This window comes from Pseudomonas marginalis (genome assembly GCF_900105325.1).
In the GTDB taxonomy this organism is placed as follows: domain Bacteria; phylum Pseudomonadota; class Gammaproteobacteria; order Pseudomonadales; family Pseudomonadaceae; genus Aquipseudomonas; species Aquipseudomonas marginalis.
Genome location: NZ_FNSU01000003.1, coordinates 3,662,046 through 3,679,193, shown reverse-complemented (window position 1 = coordinate 3,679,193; position 17,148 = coordinate 3,662,046). Strand labels below are relative to the sequence as shown.

Genomic DNA, 17,148 nt, shown 5'->3' with positions numbered 1-17,148 from the left:
GGAGCCCGGTGTTTTGCTGAATCTAAAGACTGCATTACTGCTCGGCGCGCTGCTGTTCTGCGGCAGCGGCGCACTGTACGCCGCTGCCACCGCGCCGGAAGCCGAAGCACCGGCCAAACCGGAGTTGCTGGTAGAGGGCGGATTGCTCGGTGCCATCAGTTCCAGCATCGATGATGTGCAGAACAAGCTCGACCTCAATCAGAACCTTGTTGATGCCTGGCGCCTGCGCGCGGACCGCGCGGCAGATGAGGTCGGCCGGTTGGTTGACCAGACGTCGGAGCGTTCGCCGTGGAGCGTGGCCGGCGACTTCCTGCTGCTGTCCGGGGTGTGGGTCGGTGCCTTCGTTGGGTTGACGCTGCTGGGGCGGTTTATCGTGCTGCGCCTGAGTCGTCGTCCTTTCATCGAACGGCGGGGGCGCCTGCAAGGCGTGCTGGGTTACGTGGTGCCCTACACGATCCCGGCGCTGATCTGCCTGCCGCTGACGCTCTATGTCAGTCACTTCCTGCCCACGTCCATAGGTCGCGCACTGGCGCTGTGCTTTGCCTATGCGACCAGCAGCGGCATCTTCTCCACGTCGATGCTGCTGTGCGTGATTGTGATGTTCAACGTCGGCCATAAGCGGCCGGCGGTGCAGATCATTCGCGACTACTGCCCCAAGCCGCTGTTCCTGATCGGCTTCCTCGCCGCCCTCAGCGACGCCCTGACCAGTCCGCAGATCGCCCGCCAGCTCGGGGGCAATATCACCAGCAGTATCGCGGTGTTTACCGGCCTGTTCGCGGCGGTGATCTTTGGCGTGCTGGTGGTGCGCCTGCGCCGCCCGGTGGCCCACCTGATCCGTAATCGACCGCTGGCCCAGCGCCTGAAACACCCGGCGTTGCAGCAGTCGCTGCGGATATTTTCCGGCCTTTGGTACTGGCCGATCCTGTTGATGGTGCTGGTCTCGGCGATCAACCTGATCGGCGCCGGCGACGACAACCAGAAAGCCCTGCGCTGCGCGCTGTTCACCACGATTCTGTTGATCGGCACGGTATTCCTGAGCACGGTGCTGCAGCACCTGTTCAAGTCCCGCAGCCAGGTGGCTATCCAGCGCAGCAGTGCCTACAAGGAGCGTTTTCTCAGCCTGTTGCACGCGATCCTGCGCATTGTCATGGCCATCGCCTTTATCGAAATACTCGGGCGGATCTGGGGCGTGTCGCTGTTCGAATTCGCCCAGCGCAACTCGGTGGGACGCGCGATCAGCGATTCCCTCAGCAGCATCGGCCTGATCCTGCTGATGACCTGGTTGTTCTGGGTGGTGCTCGACACGGCGATCCAGGAAGCGCTGAAACCGCCGGTGAACAAACGCTCCAATCGCCAGCCCAGCACAAGGGTGAAGACCATCCTGCCGCTGCTGCGCAATGCGGTGAAAATCATCCTGGTGGTGATCTGCGCAATCACCACCATGGCCAACCTGGGCATCAACGTCGCGCCGTTGCTGGCAGGGGCCGGTGTGGTCGGCCTGGCGATTGGTTTCGGCTCCCAGCAATTGGTGCAGGACGTGATTACCGGCCTGTTCATCATCATCGAAGACACCTTGTCCATCGGCGACTGGGTGGTGCTTGATTCCGGCCACGCCGGCACCGTCGAAGGCCTGACCATCCGTACCCTGCGCCTGCGCGACGGCAAGGGCTTTGTGCATTCGGTGCCGTTCGGGCAGATCAAGGCGGTCACCAACCAGTCGCGGCAATTTGCCTATGCGTTCTTCTCGGTGCAGTTCACCTACGACACCGATGTGGACAAGGCCGTGGAACTGATCCGCGAGGCCGGGCAGTCGATCCGCGACGATGTGTTCCTCAAGTACAACCTGCAAGGGCCGCTGGAGGTGTTTGGCGTCGACAAGATGGACCTTAATGGCGTGGTGCTCACGGCGCAGTTCCGTACCGTGTCGGGTGGGCAATATGCGGTGAGCCGTGCGTTCAACCAGCGTTTGAAAAAGCTTGTGGATAACTGTGATGAGGTGCACTTCGCGCAGACTTATCCACAGCAGGTTTTGTTGCCCAAGCGTACACCCCAGGTGGATGAGCCGGATGAAGAGGTGCCGGCGTCGGTGGTGTTGACGGAGCAGCCGCGTACTCAATAATCCTCCACCCCGTAGCAGCTGCCGAGCGCCAGCGAGGCTGCGTCAGGCGCGCTGCCGATTCAGAATCGAGTCGCGGCCGACGCAGCCTCGCCGGGGCTCGACAGCTGCTACGGATTTGCGCGGTGCTGGATCAGCTTGTCCCGTATTGACTGCTGATCCACATCCAGCAATATCTGTTGCTTGCCCCCCACCATCACCGCCGCCGGCAACCCATCCCGATACACAACACGATTCCCACTCACCGCCGGCACCTTGCTGCCCGGCAACAGTGTGCCCACCAGGTTCAGCGGGTCAGCCCCGCACACGGCGATCAAACTCCCGTCATGGGGGCGGCGCCGCACCTCGCGCAGCAATGGGATCGCCTCCGGCAGCGCAAACTGCTCACCCGCCAGCCCGCTGACAAACCGCCCGCCGCGAATCTCACCCCGGGCTTCCAGCCGATGGAATGTGCGTAGCAGTTCGCGCCAACTCGGCAACCAATCCGCCTCGCGCTCCAGCAAACGCCAGAACACCACGCCATAACGGCGCAGCAAGGTCATCGCCACATGTTCCAGGGTTTCGGCCGAGTGCGGGCCGGCGGCGGTCGATGGGCGGCGAATCAGCGCCCAGCGTCCGGCATCGTCCATGCCGCCGATAAACGCCCCACGCCCGCGCCGACTGCTGCGCGCCTGGCGCTTGCTGGCCGGGGTGGTCAGTGCGCGCAACCCGGCAAAACTGTCGGCATTCACCAGGCCGGCGCCGACCAGTTCCTGCAAGGCGGTTTCCAGTTCGCTGCGCAACAGATGGGCTTCGTGCACCAGCTCATCGAAAAACAGCGCGCCGTGTTCGCGCAAGGCCAGGTGGACTTTCTGCGCCTTGGGCGACAGCGTCGTGCTATCGGTGGGTTCGGTGAGCCCGCTCCACAATGCCACCTGGCTGCGCGGCAACAGCACCACCGGCGTGCTGCGCAGGGCGATGGCGCCGGACTTGTTGCTCAAGCGCGTCCACACCAGCTTGCCGCTGCGGCACAGCTCGTCGAGCCAGGTCGATGAGTAATCCTTGAGCCGCGCACTGAGCAGGTCACTGTCCCAGGCCGACGTGGCGGCGGCGTAGCCTTCGAACTGGCCGACAATCTGCGGCAGCATCGCGCTGCCCTGGCCACGTGTGCTATCGGACAGATGCTGCCAATCGAACAGGAAGCGCATGAAATCCTGCAGCGCCACCGGCTCGATTTCCCGGCGCAGGCGCTTGACCGTGTAGCGATGAATGCGTGCGAGCAGATGCCGTTCGCACCATTGTTCCTCGAGTGCGCCGGGGCTGAAGCGACCGCGCAGCACGTAGCCTTCCTGCTCCAGGCGGGCCAGTGCCTGGGTGATGTCGGCCAGCGGCAAGGCCAGTGGCGCGGCGATCTCGATAATGCTCTGCGGGCCGAAGCCACCGAGGCGCGCACGCAGCAGTTCCACCAGCGCGTCGTCAAAGGTCCAGGGCTCATTGAAGCCGGGGAGCAACGGCAAGCTGTTGGGGTAGATCGCCTGCAAACACCCCAGGCGCTCCACCGCGACCCACAGGCCATTGGACAACTGAAAGGCGCGGCCAGCCTTGGCCAAGGCGTTCAGCCACTCGGCCCATTGCGCCGTGACTTCGTGGCTGGCGATGCACGCCAGGCTCATCAGTGCCTCATGCATTTCATCCACGCCATGGGGCGCCGGCCAGGCCTCTTCGCGCACGCCGGCGATGGCGTCCGCATCCAGTGCGCCCAGGTCGTCGGTGCTCTGTGGGTCGCTCCAACGACGGTTGAGCACGGCCTGGGTGCGGCGTTCTTCCAGAGGTGCATCGTCGAGAAAGGTGTAGGGGCGCGCGCTGAGGATTTCGGCGGCCATGGGCGAGGGCGCCGGCAGGTCGCGGCTGATCAAGCGCACTTCGCCGCGCTCCATGCGCCGCAGTAAGGCAAGCCAGGCGTCGCTGTCCATGGCTTCGTGCAGGCAGTCATCGAGGGTTTGTTCCACCAGCGGGTGCTCGGGTACTTCGCGTTCACCGGCGAGGTTTTCCAGGCAGGCGATCTGGTCGGGGAACACACTGGCGATCAGGTCTTCGCTCTTCATGCGCTGGATCTGCGGCGCCACCTTGCGCCCACCGGTAAAGCGCGGCAGCGCCAGGGCCACGCCGGCGTTCCAGCGCCAGCGCACGCCGAACAGCGGCGCATCCAGCACCGCCTGGATCAGCAGGTGTTCGGCACTGTTGCTGTTGAGGTAACGCCACACCTCATCCAGCTCGAAACTGTGGCTGGTGGACAGCGACAGCACGATCGCATTTTCGCTGGCTGCCGCCTGCAATTCGAAATTGAAGGTGCGGCAAAAACGCTTGCGCAAGGCCAGGCCCCAGGCCCGGTTGACGCGGCTGCCGAACGGCGTGTGGATGATCAACTGGGTGCCGCCGGATTCGTCGAAAAACCGCTCCATGATCAACGTGTCCTGGGACGGCAACGCGCCGAGGGCCAGGCGCGCGCGGGCCAGGTAGTCGAGGATCTGTTCGGCGCTGGCGCGGTTCAGGCCAAGGGTGCCGGTGAGCCACTCTTGCGCCGGTTGCAGGTCGCCGGGGCTGGCGCTGAGCAGGGTGTCGAGTTGCCCCTGCAAACGCGCGACAGCGGCGGATAACTCATTGCTGCGCCCCGGCGCTTCGCCGAGCCAGAACGGAATGGTCGGCGGCTGGCCGTGGGCGTCTTCGACCCGCACTTTGCCGGCCTCGACCCGCTGGATGCGGTAGGAGGTATTGCCGAGCTGGAAGATATCCCCGGCGATGCTTTCCACCGCGAAGTCTTCGTTGACGCTGCCGATGTTCAGGCTTTGGGGTTCGAGCAACACGCTGTAGTCGGCGTTGTCGGGGATGGTGCCGCCGCTGGTCACGGCGGTCAGCTTGGCGCCACGGCGACCGCGCAGGGTGCGGGTCAGGGCATCGCGGTGCAGGTACGCGCTGCGGATACCCTGGCGCCCGTTGTAGCCCTCGGCGAGCATCTGCAGCAGCGCCTGATAGTGGCGTTCATCCAGGGTGGCGTAGGGCGCGGCGCGGTGGATCAGGTCAAGCAGGGCCTGCTCCGGCCACTCCTGGGCACTGACCTCGGCGATGATCTGCTGGGCCAGCACGTCCAGGGGCGCCACCGGGATCTGCAAGGTGTCTAGTTCTCCCCGCCGCACACAATCGAGCAGGGCGGCGCATTCGATCAGATCGTCGCGGGTGGTGGCGAACAGGCGCCCCTTGGGCGTGCCGCCGACCTGATGCCCGGAGCGGCCCACCCGTTGCAGAAAGCCGTTGATGGAGCCCGGCGAACCGATCTGGCACACCAAATCGACATCGCCGATATCAATCCCCAGTTCCAGGGACGCTGTGGCGATCAGCACTTGCAGCTCGCCGGCCTTGAGCCGTTGCTCGGCGTCCAGGCGCATCTCCTTGGCCAGGCTGCCGTGGTGGGCGGCGACGGCGCTCTTGCCCAGGCGCTCGCTCAAGTGCCGGGCCAGGCGTTCGGCCAGGCGCCGGGTGTTGACGAAGATCAGCGTGGTGCGGTGCTCACGGGCAAGGGCGGAGAGGCGGTCGTAGACCAGCTCCCAGACATCGTTGGCCATCACCGCCGACAGCGGCACCGGGGGCACTTCGATATCCAGGTCACGGGGGCGGGCATGGCCGATGTCGACGATGTCGCACGTTCGCTCAGTGCCCACCAGAAAGCGCGACACCGCTTCGATGGGTTTTTGCGTGGCCGACAGACCGATGCGGGTCAGCGGCTCGGCGCACAAGCCTTGCAGGCGCTCCAGGCTCAAGGCCAGGTGGCTGCCGCGTTTGCTGGCGGCGATGGCGTGGATTTCATCGACGATCACCGTGCGCGTGCTGGCCAGCGTCTGCCGGCCGGAGTCCGAGCCCAGCAGCACGTAGAGCGATTCCGGCGTGGTCACCAGGATATGCGGCGGGCGCTTGCGCATCTGTGCGCGGTCTTTCTGCGGGGTATCGCCGGTGCGCACGGCGGTGCGGATCACCAGTGGCGGCAGGCCCAGGCGCTGCAAATGCTCGGTGATCCCGGCCAGCGGGGTTTGCAGGTTGATCTGGATGTCATTGGACAGCGCCTTGAGCGGCGACACATACACCACCAGCGTCTCGTCCGGCAGTTGCCCGCCGTTGGCCAGGCCATGGTTAACCAGGTCATCGAGCACCGCGAGGAACGCCGTCAGCGTCTTGCCGGAGCCGGTGGGCGCTGCGATCAGCGTCGAGCGGCGCTGGCGGATCAGCGGCCACGCCTGGGCCTGGGCGCTGGTCACCGAAGGGAAGGTGTGGCGGAACCAGGTGCTGACGGCGGGGTGGAAGCCGTTCAAGACCGTGTCGGTTGATTCAGGAAGGTTCATGCCTAAGTTATGCAGCCCACTCCAACAAGTTGCAACCCCGCACTTTATCCGTGACGGTTGCGCTACAAACCCGCAAAATGCAACGATTCTGGAATAAACCTACGGCACGCCTCACGGGCTTGCCGACCATAACCATCGTTCCAAACAGACCGGGCCTGCTCAATCTATGCGAATGCGCCTTATGTTACTGGGCGGCGGGAATGCCCTCGGGCAGGCGCTGATTCGCCTCGGTGCAGAGGAAGACATTGGTTTCCTCGCACCCAAACCGCCCCAAGACGGCTGGGATGCCGCAAGCCTCACCCAATTGCTCGACGACACCCGTCCCGATGCGTTGATCAACCTCGCCTACTATTTCGACTGGTTCCAGGCCGAAGCCGTCAGCGAAACCCGCCTGGCCGCCCAGGAGTTCGCCATCGAGCGCCTGGCTGAACTGTGCCAGCACCACAACATTACCCTGCTGCAACCGTCCAGCTACCGCGTGTTCGATGGCTCCCGCGCCACCGCCTACAGCGAAAAGGACGAGCCGGTGCCCCTGGGCCTGCGCGGCCAGGCGTTATGGCGGATCGAACAGAGCGTGCGCGCGACGTGTCCGCAACATGTGCTGTTGCGTTTTGGCTGGCTGTTGGATGACAGCGTCGACGGCACCCTCGGGCGCTTCCTGGCCCGGGCCGAGAAACCGGATGAGTTGTTGATGGCGGACGACCGCCGCGGTAACCCGACGCCGGTGGACGATGCCGCACGGGTGATCATCTCGGTGCTCAAGCAACTCGATTGCGCGGCGCCGCTGTGGGGCACTTACCACTACGCCGGGCATGAGGCGACCACGCCGCTGGCGCTGGGCCAGGCGATCCTCACCGAAGCGCGCAGCTACCATGCGCTGGCCATCGAAGCGCCCACCGCCCAGGCCCACGCGGCACGGCCGGATGCAGCAGACGAACCGCAGCATGCGGTGCTGGCCTGCAAGAAAATCCTCCACACCTTCGGCATCAAGCCGCGGGCGTGGCGGGCGGGGCTACCGGCATTGCTGGACCGGTTCTACCGCCACAGCTGACTCAATACAAAACCAAATGTGGGAGGGGGATTGCTGTAGTGAGCGGGCTTGCCCCGCGCCGGACTGCGCAGCAGTCCCATTGGACCGCGGTGCACCCAGCGCGGGACAAGCCCCCTCACTACAGCAGCCCCCTCCCACATTGGTTATGCAGTGTTGCTTAGAACTTGTAGCCGATACCCACCATGTAAACCATCGGGTCCACGTCCACATTGACCTTGGCCCGAGTGCCAGGCGCCACGGCGTTGTTTTCCACGGTGGCCTTGGTGCTGATGTCGATGTAACGCGCCTGGGCGTTGATCATCCACTTGTCGTTGATCATGTAGTCCGCGCCGATCTGCGCAGCCCAGCCCCAGGAGTTCTCGGCCTTGAAGTTGCTGAAACCGGCTTCGGAGGCGCGGCTGCCGACGTGTTCGTCGTAGATCCAGGTGTAGTTGATACCGGCGCCTACGTACGGCTGGAACGGGGATTTATTGTCCAGTGGGTAGTACACGACGCTCAGGGTCGGCGGCAGGTGTTTCAGCGTACCGAGCTTGCCGTTGGCGGCGCCGAGGGCGGTGTTCTTAAGCTTCACGTCATGCTCGAACGGCGTGGCCGCCAGCAGTTCGATACCGACATGGCTGGTGAGCATGTAGGCGAAGTTCAAACCCAGCTGGGTGTCGCTGCTCATGGTCGCCTTGCCGCCCAGGTTGGCGCCGGCCAGTGGACCCTGGTCAACTTTGACGGTGCCGCTGTCTGCCTTCGGGTTCACGGTGATTGCACCGGCACGAATCAGAATGTCGCCCGCTTCGTGAGCGTGGACGGCAGGGGCGGCGAGTGCGAGGGCGAAGAGGGACGCGCCGAGCAGAGACTTGTTCATGGGAGCTCCAGAGGACGTTTAGAAGTTGTACGTCCAATGGTAAAGATCGTTCCGTCCGGTCTGTTGACTCAGCTCAATGAAAGGGCGATCAGCGTTATTCCGGCAGTTCGTAGATATAAATTTTCTCGGCATCCATTTGGTAGCCGGCGTCGGCCAGTTCACTGGTGGACGGTTTGACCTGCATCGCACCCTCGATCCAGTACGGCTGGTAGAGCTCATCGAGCTTCACGCCGAGTTCGCTTTTCACGTGCACGATCTGATTCGATGGCGGCGGCGGCACATGGATGCACGCGCCGAAGTACGGCACCAGCAGGAACTCGGTGGTGCGCCCTTCTTCACTGACTTCCAGCGGCACGATATACCCGGGCAGGCGGATGTGCTGGCCATCGAGACTCTGCACCACGGGCGCATTGGGCAGATCCTGCTTGGCTGCTGGCGCCGCTTCGACGGACAAGGCATCGGCCATGTTCGACAGGTCGTGCAGCGGTTTCATGTTGGGGATTTCCGGTGGCGCGTCCGGCGGGATCATCTCCTGCCAGGACAAATCCCTGGGCTGGTCCTCCGCCCAGGCCGGCACGGCCACCAGCAGCAATAACGCAAACAGAGCGCGACGCATCGAAGCCTTCCTCATAAACGTATGGACAGCCCATCGGCCAGGGATTGTCGGTAGGCGCGCCAGGCGGGCACGCTGCCCATCAATAGCGCTGCCGCCAGGATACCGGCGAGCAGGGTCCATTCATATTCGCTGGGCCACGACATCGGCAGGTCGAGGCCGTAATTGGCCTGCAAATACCCGCGCGATGCGGCGATGCACACATACAGCAAGCCCACGCCTGCGATCACCCCGGACAGGGCAAGGGCGAAGGCTTCGAAAATCAGCAAGGTTGCGATATGCCACGGCCGCGCGCCCACCGAGCGCAGGATCGCCATTTCGCGGCGGCGTTCGTTGAGGCTGGTGAGGATCGCGGTGAGCATGCCGATCAAACCGGTCAGCACCACGAACAGCGAGATCACGAACAAGGCTTTTTCGGCGGTGCCCATCATGCTCCACAGCTCTTGCAGCGCCACGCCGGGCAGGATCGCCAGCATCGGTTCGCCACGGAATTCGTTGATCTCCCGCTGCAGGGCGAAGGTGGAAATCTTGTTGTTCAGGCCGAGCATAAAAGCCGTGATGGCTTGCGGGGTGAGGTCCATGTTGCGCGCCTGGTCGGCACTGATGCGGCCTTTGCCCTGGGCCGGTACGCCGTTGTGCCAGTCGATATGGATCGCCTCCATGCCGCCGAGGCTGATATGCAGCGTGCGGTCCACCGGCGTGCCGGTGCGCTTGAGAATACCGACCACGGTGAACGGTTTGTCATCGTGTTTTACCAGGCTGACCACCGCCACGCCGTGGGCCAGCACCAGCTTGTCGCCGAGCTTGTAGTGCAGGGCATCGGCGACTTCGGCGCCGAGCACCACTTCGAACGGGTCGGTGGCGAAGGCGCGGCCGCTGGCCAGTTCCAGGTTCTGTTTGCGCCCGTACTGGTAGTGCTCGAAGTACGACTCGTTGGTGCCCATGACGCGGTAACCGCGATGGGAGTCGCCGAGGGAAATCGGGATGGCCCATTTCACCTGGGGGCTGGCGGCGAAGTGCTCGTAGCTGTCCCACCGAATGTTGTTGGTGGCGTTGCCGATGCGGAACACCGAGTACAGCAGCAGGTTGACCGAACCGGAGCGGGCGCCGACGATCAGGTCGGTGCCGCTGATGGTGCTGGCGAAACTGTTGCGCGCCTCAACGCGCACGCGTTCCACCGCCAGCAGCAGGCACACCGACAAGGCGATGGCGAAGGCGGTGAGGATCGCGGTAAAGCGGCGGTTAGCCAGGCTGGCCATGGCTAGACGAAACAGATACATCTCAAACCTCTGCGGGCGTGGCGGCGCGATTGAGTTCGGCCAGCGACAGGTTGCGGTCGAACAGCGGCGCCAGGCTCTGGTCATGGCTGACAAACAACAGGCTGGCGCCGGCTTCGCGGCATTCGGCGAACAGCAGTCGAATGAAGGCTTCGCGGGCGTCGTAGTCCAGGGCCGAGGTGGGCTCGTCGGCGATCACCAACTCCGGTTGGCCGATCAGCGCACGGGCGGCGGCCACCCGTTGCTGTTGGCCGATGGACAGCGAGTCGGCGCGGCGCTCCAGCAAGTCCTTATCCTTCAGGCCCAGGTGCGCCAGCAATGTGGCGGCGGCTGTGTCGACACTGCCGTGGCGCAGCTTTGCCCGTTGCGCGCGCAGCTTGGAAAAGTGACAGGGCAGCTCGACGTTCTCGCGCACCGACAGGAACGGCAGCAGGTTGAACTGCTGGAAGATATAGCCGGTGTGGTCAACGCGAAAGCGGTCCCGGGCGCCGGCCGAAAGTTCGGTCAGCTCCTGGCCGAGCAGGCGGATACTGCCCAGGCTGGGCTTCTGCACACCGCCGAGCAGGCCGAGCAAGGTGGTTTTGCCACTGCCGCTCGGCCCCTTGAGAAACAGGGTTTCCCCCGCTTCCAGGCGGAACGCGGGGATGTCCAGCAACTGTGGGTGACCGGGCCAGTTAAAGCCCAGGTCAGACAGTTCGATCAATGGGTGGGTCATGGGCACTCAGAACTTCAGGGTGGCTGCTGTGGCCGTCGCTTCAACACCTTGCTGGCCGCTCGGGCCGATCAGTTGTACCTGAATTTTCTGGGTGGCGGGGAAGGTCTTGAACACCTGGGTCAGGTCCAGGTTGCCCAGGGCGGTCGGCGTGGCGCAGGTGAATTGGTAGTGGGCGTGGATTTCACTGTGATCGTGATGATGCTCGTGGGCGCCGTCTTTGGCGTCGTGGTCATCATCATCGTCGTCGTGGTCGGCTTCCGGTTTGTCGCCGAACAGCGGGCTGTTGAGTTCCTGGGAGCTGATCACGCAACCCGCGGCCTTGGGCAGGTTGAACAGGGCCAGTGGGGTCTCCAGCTGTTTGCGGGCGGCGGCGACCTTGGCTTTGTCGGCTGCGCTGGTGGCGAGGTGTTCGAAGCCCACCAGGTTCATCGCCGGGCTGTCCAGTTCAAGCTCCATGGCCTGGCCGTCGAGTACCGCGTTAAGGCGGCCTACGCCATGCTCGTGGGCGCCGAGGCTGCCGTGTTCGTGATCGTGGTCATGCTCGTCGGCGGCATGAGCGATGGCGAGCGGCAACAGGGCAAACGGCAAAGCAAGCAACAGACGGCGCATGGGAAAGCTCCAGGAGATGAAAGTTTTGTTATGTGATCTTATAACAATAGTGCCGAGAGTTTGCCCTCCCGCTTGGCGTTGCGCAAGCCGCATGGGAGCATGCTCGTCAGAAAAATGCAGGAGTAAGGACGATGTTGCGAATTCGTGGAACCATCGGCGACCTGCCGGTGGACTTGACCCTGGAGCTGGACGACGGCGATTGGGCACGACTCGGCGCGCAGCTGCAGGCGAGGCCAGTGGCAAGCGCGACCGCCGCGCCGGCAGCGCCGGTCAAGCCGAACGATGATCTGTGGCAGAACGCCCAGGACCTGTTGCGCAACGCCGGGCAACTCAGCGGCCTGGAACTGCTTGATCGACTGGAAGGTTTGGCGGGGGATGCCGCGGCGGGCAAGCGCCTGTTGGTGCGCCTGCGCCATAGCGCCAAGGTCAAGGTGGCCAGCGGCGGGGATACGCCGCTGTACAGTTGGATCGGCGATTAGTACAGCGCGGCGAACAACTTGCGGCGGTACACGGTCACCAGCGGGTGATCATTGCCCAACAGCTCGAACACCTGCAGCAAGATCTTGTGCGGCAGGCCTTCGCTGTAGCTGCGGTTGCGGATAAACAGCTTGAGCAAGCCTTCCAGCGCCGCGTCGTACTGCTGGCGCGCCAGCTGCTGGATGGCCAGTTGATAGGCGGCTTCGTCGTCCTGCGGGTTTTGCGCCAGGCGGCTTTTCAGCTCGGCGGTGTCCGGCAGGTCGGCGGCCTGGCGCAGGAAGGTGATTTGCGCCTTGGCGCCGGCGAGGGCGGCTTTGTGGTCATCGCTCTTCACTGCATCGAGCACGGTTTGGGCTTCACCCAACTCACCGCGTTCGGCCAGGCAGCGCGCGTACAGAATCAACGCGGCAGCGTTGGTGTTGTCTTCACCCAGCAGCGCCACCAGCACGGCCTCGGCGTCGCTGATGCGGCCATCGGTAAACAGCGCCTGGGCCTGCTCCAGCGGGTCAGCCGCCGCCGGTGGTGGCATCTTCACATGCGGCTCCAGCATCGCCCGCACCGCCGACTCCGGCTGCGCCCCGGCAAATCCATCCACCGGCTGGCCATCCTTGAACAGCACCACCGTCGGCAGGCTTTGAATACCAAACCGCGCGACGATGTCCTGCTCGGCCTCGCAATCGACCTTGGCGAGCAGTAACTCGCCCTGATAACTCTGGGCAATCTGCGCCAGCATCGGCATCAACGCCTTGCACGGCGCGCACCACTCGGCCCAGAAATCCACGAGCACGGGTTTTTCGAAGGAGTTCTGGATCACGGCCTGGTCGAAATTGGCGCTGGTGACGTCGAAGATGTACGGCGTGGGCTCACTCATGGGGCGTCTCGAATAAAGCGGGAATGGGGCAACTATAAGGGCTGGCGAAGGCTACCGGAAGCAGCGGGGTGTTCTGTTTCCAAGCGCATGCCAAAAAGGGTCCTGATACCAATCGAGAGGGAAGCCCATCGCTTTCAGGCTAACTTCCGGAAATTCGTAAATAAGGCGATGCAGGCGTTGATCCCAGTGACTGTGGGGGCTCACCTGATGCATCAAGTGATTCAGAATGCAGAGTGCTGCAAAAATGCGGGTGTGTGGCCCTGGCTGAAAGAGCTGTCCCGGCCATAAGAAGTTGGCTTTCCTTGGCAGTTCGGGACGAATGCCTAACTCTCGGTTCCACAGTCGTGAATGATGGGCGCACATGTTTCGAATGGTGGTCAGGGTGTGCAGCCAGGACTGCATGAGGGGGGCCGCAAGTCCCAGGCGCTTGGCAATGGCCTTTTTATCCGCGTCTTTCGCCAAGCCCTTATATAAGTGGGATAAATCACCCAGCGTCAGTTCCTCCAACATGGCCCAGCCTGGCATAAGAGGTGGGTGGACGTAGGTTGCTGGGTAGTAACGGGCGTAGCTTTCTTTAGCTCTTTGGCGTTTAAGGAGGCGTTTTCTCATGTCGTCCGCGCGCAATCGATCGATGCTCTCGCATTCGCGCTGGAAGTGACGCATGGCTGTGGATTGTTTGAGGGACAGCGTCGTAAGCAGCCGCTGATGATCGAACATCTGATGGAACATCTGCGAGTTTATATACCAGTGACTGCCATGGGCGGGCCCCATGTGGTTGCTTATGGCCGAGCGCGATGCTATTTCGACTCTCTCGATGGCATCCATGGTCAGCAAGCGAAGCTGTCGGTCGAAGTCGTAGAGACGAGTTAACTGTTCAAACTGGCTACCGTCACGAAAACGATGGTTGACATCCTCCGGCTGCTGAAACGGCCGCATATAGGGGGTGAGCCGAAAGAAGCTGACCGATTGCAAAAAAGACGCGGCGCCAACCTCGTCCTGAACATTCAATCCGCGGTGCTTGAGCAGCTCAAGCTGGGCAGGAACGTCAATGGCGGGTTTGCTGAATGTCCTCATACCCAAAAAATACCGGGCATAAAAAACCCGCACAATTTGTGCTTGGCTACTGACGCAACCAGAGGCATGGCGGGTGTATTGCCGCAAAGATTAGTGAGCTGCCCGTTTTTTTGCAAGCGGGTTGCGTGGTCAGCAATGAGTGAAACTGTTTGGAAAAGCATACAGGTCGATTGTCCAAGCCGCGTGCGAAAGGAGGGCATTTTCCATGCGCCTCTTTTCGTTGTCTTAACCAATCTATTGCTGAACATTTGTAAGGTGCAGCTTTAACGCCGCGAATGGTACAGGCTCACCTTGCGAAACTCCCAAGGCTCGGCCAGGTCCGGCAACGTCAGTGCATCGAGTATCTCCAGCCGCCGATAAGCCGGGTGCTGGAAGTCCCGCACGCGCGAGTCCGCCACCAGCGCTTCGCGGCCTCGGCTGAGGAAGTGGTCGAGCAACGGCAGGTTGGCGCGGTCGTAGAGCACGTCGGCGACCAGGATCAGGTCGAAGCGGTCGGCTTCGGCGAAAAAGTCCGGCGAGTAACTCAGTTCCACACCGTTGAGTTCGGCATTCGCCCGGCAGGACGCTAACGCCAGCGGATCCAGGTCGCAGGCCACCACTTCCAGCGCGCCGGCTTTAACCGCCGCAATCCCGGCCACACCGGAGCCCGCGCCGAAATCCAGCACGCGCTTGCCTTTCACCCATTGTGGGTTCGCCGCCAGATACCGCGCCAGCGCCAAGCCGCTGGCCCAGCAAAAACTCCAGTAGGGCGGTTCATGCAGGATGCGCCGGGTTTCCTCGGGGCTGAAGGCGCGGTCCATGTTGTCCGCATCCAGCAGCCACAATGAAAGCGTGGTATCCGGCAGCGGGCAGGGCAGCAGTTGGGCGTCGCCGATCAGCGCGCTCAGGGCGCGCTGCAAGTCCAGCGGCGGCGTCATGGTGCCTTGACGAGTTCCAGGGGGCCGGTGGTCTGGGTGATCGCCTGGGTGATGCGTACGGCAGGCAGGTGCAGGATCAACTGGCCGGATTGGCTGGCACGGCCACGCAATTCAACCCGCGCACCGGCTGGGAACGCCTCGGGGTTGTAGCGCAGGCGGAAGGCCAGGGGCTTGCCATTGCCGGTCAAGACGCTGCTCGCCAACAGTTGTTGCGGGCGCGAACGGTCATCGATCACCAGCAGCGCCATCTCGACTTCGGCGCCGGCCGGCACGTTGGTGAGGCTGCCGCTGATTTCGCGTTGATAGGCGGGCAGGGGACCGAGGTCTTCAATGCCGGGGACTTTTTTCTCTTGTGCGGGCGTCGGTTGAGGGGCGGCCGGCTTGGGGGCTTCGCTGCTGCAGGCGACCAGGACACTGAACACGGTGAGCAAAACAAGTGGTCGTAACTGCATGTACGGCTCCAGAAAAGGACAAAATCCGTGGCTTGAAATATAAGAAACATATAGGCCTGCCTATATACCGTAAAGGCTATGGCTTGTCTTGCCACAGGGATGCGCTACCATGGCCCTCCCTTTTTTTGTTGCCTGCCACCATGCACTGTCCCTTCTGCGGTGCCAACGACACCAAGGTCATTGACTCGCGTCTGGTCGCCGAGGGCGATCAAGTGCGTCGCCGGCGCGAATGCCTGGCCTCTGGCTGCGGTGAACGTTTCACCACCTTCGAAACCGCCGAACTGGTATTGCCGCGCCTGATCAAGTCCGACGGCAGCCGCCAGCCTTTCGACGAAGAAAAACTGCGCGCCGGTATGCAGCGCGCCCTGGAAAAACGCCCGGTGAGTGTCGAGCGGCTGGAGGCGGCGCTGGCGCATATCAAGCACAAGCTGCGCGCCACCGGCGAACGCGAGGTCAAGAGCCTGGTGGTGGGAGAGCTGGTGATGGGCGAGCTGCAAAAGCTCGACGAAGTCGCCTATATCCGTTTCGCCTCGGTGTATCGACGCTTCCAGGACCTCAACGAGTTCCGCGAAGAGATCGACCGCCTGGCCCGTGAGCCGGTCAAAGAATGAACCCACTTTCTGCTGAACAGGCTGTGCTGGACGCCCATTACATGGCCCGCGCCCTCGAACTGGCGCGCAACGGCCTGTACACCACCCACCCCAACCCGCGTGTGGGCTGCGTGATTGTCCGCGCTGGGCAGATTGTCGGCGAAGGCTGGCATGTGCGCACCGGCGAGCCCCATGCGGAAGTGCATGCCTTGCGGGCTGCCGGTGACAAGGCGCGCGGCGCCACGGCGTACGTAACCCTCGAGCCCTGCAGCCACTACGGCCACACCCCGCCGTGCGCCGATGCGCTGGTGAGTGCCGGGCTGGCGCGGGTGGTCGCAGCGATGCAGGACCCCAACCCGGAAGTCGCCGGGCGCGGCATGCAGCGCCTGGCCCAGGCCGGGATCGTGGTGCGCAGCGGCGTGCTGGAAGGTGAAGCAAGGGCCCTGAATAAGGGCTTCCTCAAGCGTATGGAGCATGGCCTGCCGTTTGTGCGGGTCAAGCTGGCGATGAGTTTGGACGGCCGCACTGCCATGGCCAGCGGCGAAAGCCAATGGATCACCGGCCCCGCCGCCCGCGCCGCCGTGCAGCGCCTGCGTGCCGAGGCCAGCGTGGTGCTGACCGGTGCCGACACCGTATTGGCCGACGGCGCACGCCTGACCGTACGCGCCGCCGAACTCGGCCTGGACGACGCCACCACGGCCCTGGCCATGTCGCGCCCGCCGCTGCGTGTGCTGATCGACGGCCGTTTGCGCGTGCCGCTCAACGCACCGTTCTTTAAAGCCGGCCCGGCGCTGGTCATCACCTGTGTCACTGCGGAAAACCAGTTCCCCCGTGGCCCCGAGTGCCTGGTGGTGCCGGGCGTGGACGGCCAGGTCGACCTGCGCTCGGCGCTGGTGGCGCTGGCCGCCCGTGGCGTCAACGACGTACTGGTGGAAGCCGGCCCAAGCCTGGCGGGCGCGTTTGCCCAGCAGGGCCTGGTGGACGAATACGTGATTTTCGTCGCCGGCAAGTTCCTCGGCTCCGCTGCCCGGCCTTTGCTGGACTGGCCACTTGAGAAGCTGGCCGACGCTCCCCAACTCAAGATCACTGAAATGCGCGCTGTAGGCGACGACTGGCGAGTCACTGCCATCCCTGTGCCAGCAGCGAGCGTATAATTCTGA

At 63.5% G+C, this 17,148-nt stretch carries 15 protein-coding genes; 5 read left to right on the top strand and 10 right to left on the bottom strand.

Features of this window, described 5'->3' with window-relative positions; translation table 11 throughout:
• Positions 1-13: 13 nt before the first annotated feature.
• Positions 14-2,119: a mechanosensitive ion channel family protein gene (locus tag BLW22_RS26360; protein WP_065925129.1), complete on the top strand. Its 2,106-nt coding sequence runs from the start codon at positions 14-16 to the stop codon at positions 2,117-2,119.
• Positions 2,120-2,226: 107 nt separating this feature from the next.
• Here BLW22_RS26360 and BLW22_RS26355 read toward each other — a convergent pair whose 3' ends face one another.
• Positions 2,227-6,486 (bottom strand): DEAD/DEAH box helicase, encoded by a 4,260-nt coding sequence (locus tag BLW22_RS26355; RefSeq protein WP_074847752.1) that lies wholly within the window; start codon positions 6,484-6,486, stop codon positions 2,227-2,229.
• A 166-nt stretch (positions 6,487-6,652) separates the two neighbouring features.
• Here BLW22_RS26355 and BLW22_RS26350 point away from each other — a divergent pair, with 166 nt between their 5' ends.
• Positions 6,653-7,537 (top strand): sugar nucleotide-binding protein, encoded by an 885-nt coding sequence (locus BLW22_RS26350; protein WP_027605180.1) that lies wholly within the window; start codon positions 6,653-6,655, stop codon positions 7,535-7,537.
• Positions 7,538-7,694: 157 nt separating this feature from the next.
• Here the strand turns inward: BLW22_RS26350 and BLW22_RS26345 are convergent, their stop codons facing one another.
• From BLW22_RS26345 to BLW22_RS26325, 5 genes are all read right to left on the bottom strand, one after another.
• A complete protein-coding gene (locus tag BLW22_RS26345; RefSeq protein WP_065925131.1) occupies positions 7,695-8,393 on the bottom strand; it encodes an OmpW/AlkL family protein in 699 nt (232 codons plus the stop codon).
• A gap of 94 nt (positions 8,394-8,487) precedes the next feature.
• Positions 8,488-9,009, bottom strand: a complete 522-nt coding sequence (locus BLW22_RS26340) for a DUF3299 domain-containing protein (RefSeq protein WP_074847751.1) — start codon at positions 9,007-9,009, stop codon at positions 8,488-8,490.
• A gap of 11 nt (positions 9,010-9,020) precedes the next feature.
• Positions 9,021-10,286 carry an ABC transporter permease gene (locus BLW22_RS26335; RefSeq protein WP_027605183.1) on the bottom strand — a complete coding sequence of 422 codons (1,266 nt, stop codon included), beginning with the start codon at positions 10,284-10,286 and terminating at the stop codon, positions 9,021-9,023.
• 1 nt (position 10,287) lies between these two features.
• Complete coding sequence (locus tag BLW22_RS26330) at positions 10,288-10,998, bottom strand: ABC transporter ATP-binding protein (RefSeq protein WP_065925133.1); 711 nt, start codon at positions 10,996-10,998, stop codon at positions 10,288-10,290.
• Positions 10,999-11,004: 6 nt separating this feature from the next.
• Complete coding sequence (locus BLW22_RS26325) at positions 11,005-11,607, bottom strand: DUF2796 domain-containing protein (RefSeq protein ID WP_074847750.1); 603 nt, start codon at positions 11,605-11,607, stop codon at positions 11,005-11,007.
• A gap of 131 nt (positions 11,608-11,738) precedes the next feature.
• On the opposite strand from BLW22_RS26325, the gene BLW22_RS26320 reads away from it, so the two are divergent.
• Complete coding sequence (locus tag BLW22_RS26320) at positions 11,739-12,086, top strand: hypothetical protein (protein WP_074847749.1); 348 nt, start codon at positions 11,739-11,741, stop codon at positions 12,084-12,086.
• Here BLW22_RS26320 and trxA read toward each other — a convergent pair.
• From trxA to BLW22_RS26300, 4 genes are all read right to left on the bottom strand, one after another.
• Entirely contained in the window at positions 12,083-12,955 is an 873-nt protein-coding gene (trxA, locus tag BLW22_RS26315; protein ID WP_074847748.1) for a thioredoxin, read from the bottom strand. The two genes, BLW22_RS26320 and trxA, sit on opposite strands and share 4 nt — an antisense overlap.
• A gap of 51 nt (positions 12,956-13,006) precedes the next feature.
• The gene (locus tag BLW22_RS26310) at positions 13,007-14,029 is read right to left on the bottom strand and encodes an Abi family protein (protein WP_074847747.1); all 1,023 of its coding nucleotides are present in this window, start codon (positions 14,027-14,029) and stop codon (positions 13,007-13,009) included.
• A gap of 263 nt (positions 14,030-14,292) precedes the next feature.
• Positions 14,293-14,946 carry a class I SAM-dependent methyltransferase gene (locus tag BLW22_RS26305; protein ID WP_065924910.1) on the bottom strand — a complete coding sequence of 218 codons (654 nt, stop codon included), beginning with the start codon at positions 14,944-14,946 and terminating at the stop codon, positions 14,293-14,295.
• Complete coding sequence (locus tag BLW22_RS26300; RefSeq protein ID WP_027605189.1) at positions 14,943-15,398, bottom strand: YbaY family lipoprotein; 456 nt, start codon at positions 15,396-15,398, stop codon at positions 14,943-14,945. The genes BLW22_RS26305 and BLW22_RS26300 overlap by 4 nt, the downstream gene beginning before the upstream one ends.
• A gap of 140 nt (positions 15,399-15,538) precedes the next feature.
• Here BLW22_RS26300 and nrdR point away from each other — a divergent pair, with 140 nt between their 5' ends.
• Together nrdR and ribD are read left to right on the top strand one after the other, a co-directional pair.
• Complete coding sequence (nrdR, locus tag BLW22_RS26295) at positions 15,539-16,009, top strand: transcriptional regulator NrdR (protein ID WP_027605190.1); 471 nt, start codon at positions 15,539-15,541, stop codon at positions 16,007-16,009.
• Positions 16,006-17,142, top strand: coding sequence for a bifunctional diaminohydroxyphosphoribosylaminopyrimidine deaminase/5-amino-6-(5-phosphoribosylamino)uracil reductase RibD (gene ribD, locus BLW22_RS26290; RefSeq protein ID WP_065924909.1), 1,137 nt, complete (start codon positions 16,006-16,008; stop codon positions 17,140-17,142). Before nrdR ends, ribD begins: the two co-directional genes overlap by 4 nt.
• Positions 17,143-17,148 lie beyond the last annotated feature (6 nt).

Excerpts from the sequence above, each read along its gene's own strand:
- BLW22_RS26355 (WP_074847752.1), bottom strand. The coding sequence starts at position 6,486 with ATGAACCTTCCTGAATCAACCGACACGGTCTTGAACGGCTTCCACCCC.
- BLW22_RS26350 (WP_027605180.1), top strand. The coding sequence starts at position 6,653 with ATGCGAATGCGCCTTATGTTACTGGGCGGCGGGAATGCCCTCGGGCAG.
- BLW22_RS26345 (WP_065925131.1), bottom strand. The coding sequence starts at position 8,393 with ATGAACAAGTCTCTGCTCGGCGCGTCCCTCTTCGCCCTCGCACTCGCC.
- BLW22_RS26340 (WP_074847751.1), bottom strand. The coding sequence starts at position 9,009 with ATGCGTCGCGCTCTGTTTGCGTTATTGCTGCTGGTGGCCGTGCCGGCC.
- BLW22_RS26335 (WP_027605183.1), bottom strand. The coding sequence starts at position 10,286 with ATGTATCTGTTTCGTCTAGCCATGGCCAGCCTGGCTAACCGCCGCTTT.
- BLW22_RS26330 (WP_065925133.1), bottom strand. The coding sequence starts at position 10,998 with ATGACCCACCCATTGATCGAACTGTCTGACCTGGGCTTTAACTGGCCC.
- BLW22_RS26325 (WP_074847750.1), bottom strand. The coding sequence starts at position 11,607 with ATGCGCCGTCTGTTGCTTGCTTTGCCGTTTGCCCTGTTGCCGCTCGCC.
- BLW22_RS26320 (WP_074847749.1), top strand. The coding sequence starts at position 11,739 with ATGTTGCGAATTCGTGGAACCATCGGCGACCTGCCGGTGGACTTGACC.
- trxA (WP_074847748.1), bottom strand. The coding sequence starts at position 12,955 with ATGAGTGAGCCCACGCCGTACATCTTCGACGTCACCAGCGCCAATTTC.
- BLW22_RS26310 (WP_074847747.1), bottom strand. The coding sequence starts at position 14,029 with ATGAGGACATTCAGCAAACCCGCCATTGACGTTCCTGCCCAGCTTGAG.
- BLW22_RS26305 (WP_065924910.1), bottom strand. The coding sequence starts at position 14,946 with ATGACGCCGCCGCTGGACTTGCAGCGCGCCCTGAGCGCGCTGATCGGC.
- BLW22_RS26300 (WP_027605189.1), bottom strand. The coding sequence starts at position 15,398 with ATGCAGTTACGACCACTTGTTTTGCTCACCGTGTTCAGTGTCCTGGTC.
- nrdR (WP_027605190.1), top strand. The coding sequence starts at position 15,539 with ATGCACTGTCCCTTCTGCGGTGCCAACGACACCAAGGTCATTGACTCG.
- ribD (WP_065924909.1), top strand. The coding sequence starts at position 16,006 with ATGAACCCACTTTCTGCTGAACAGGCTGTGCTGGACGCCCATTACATG.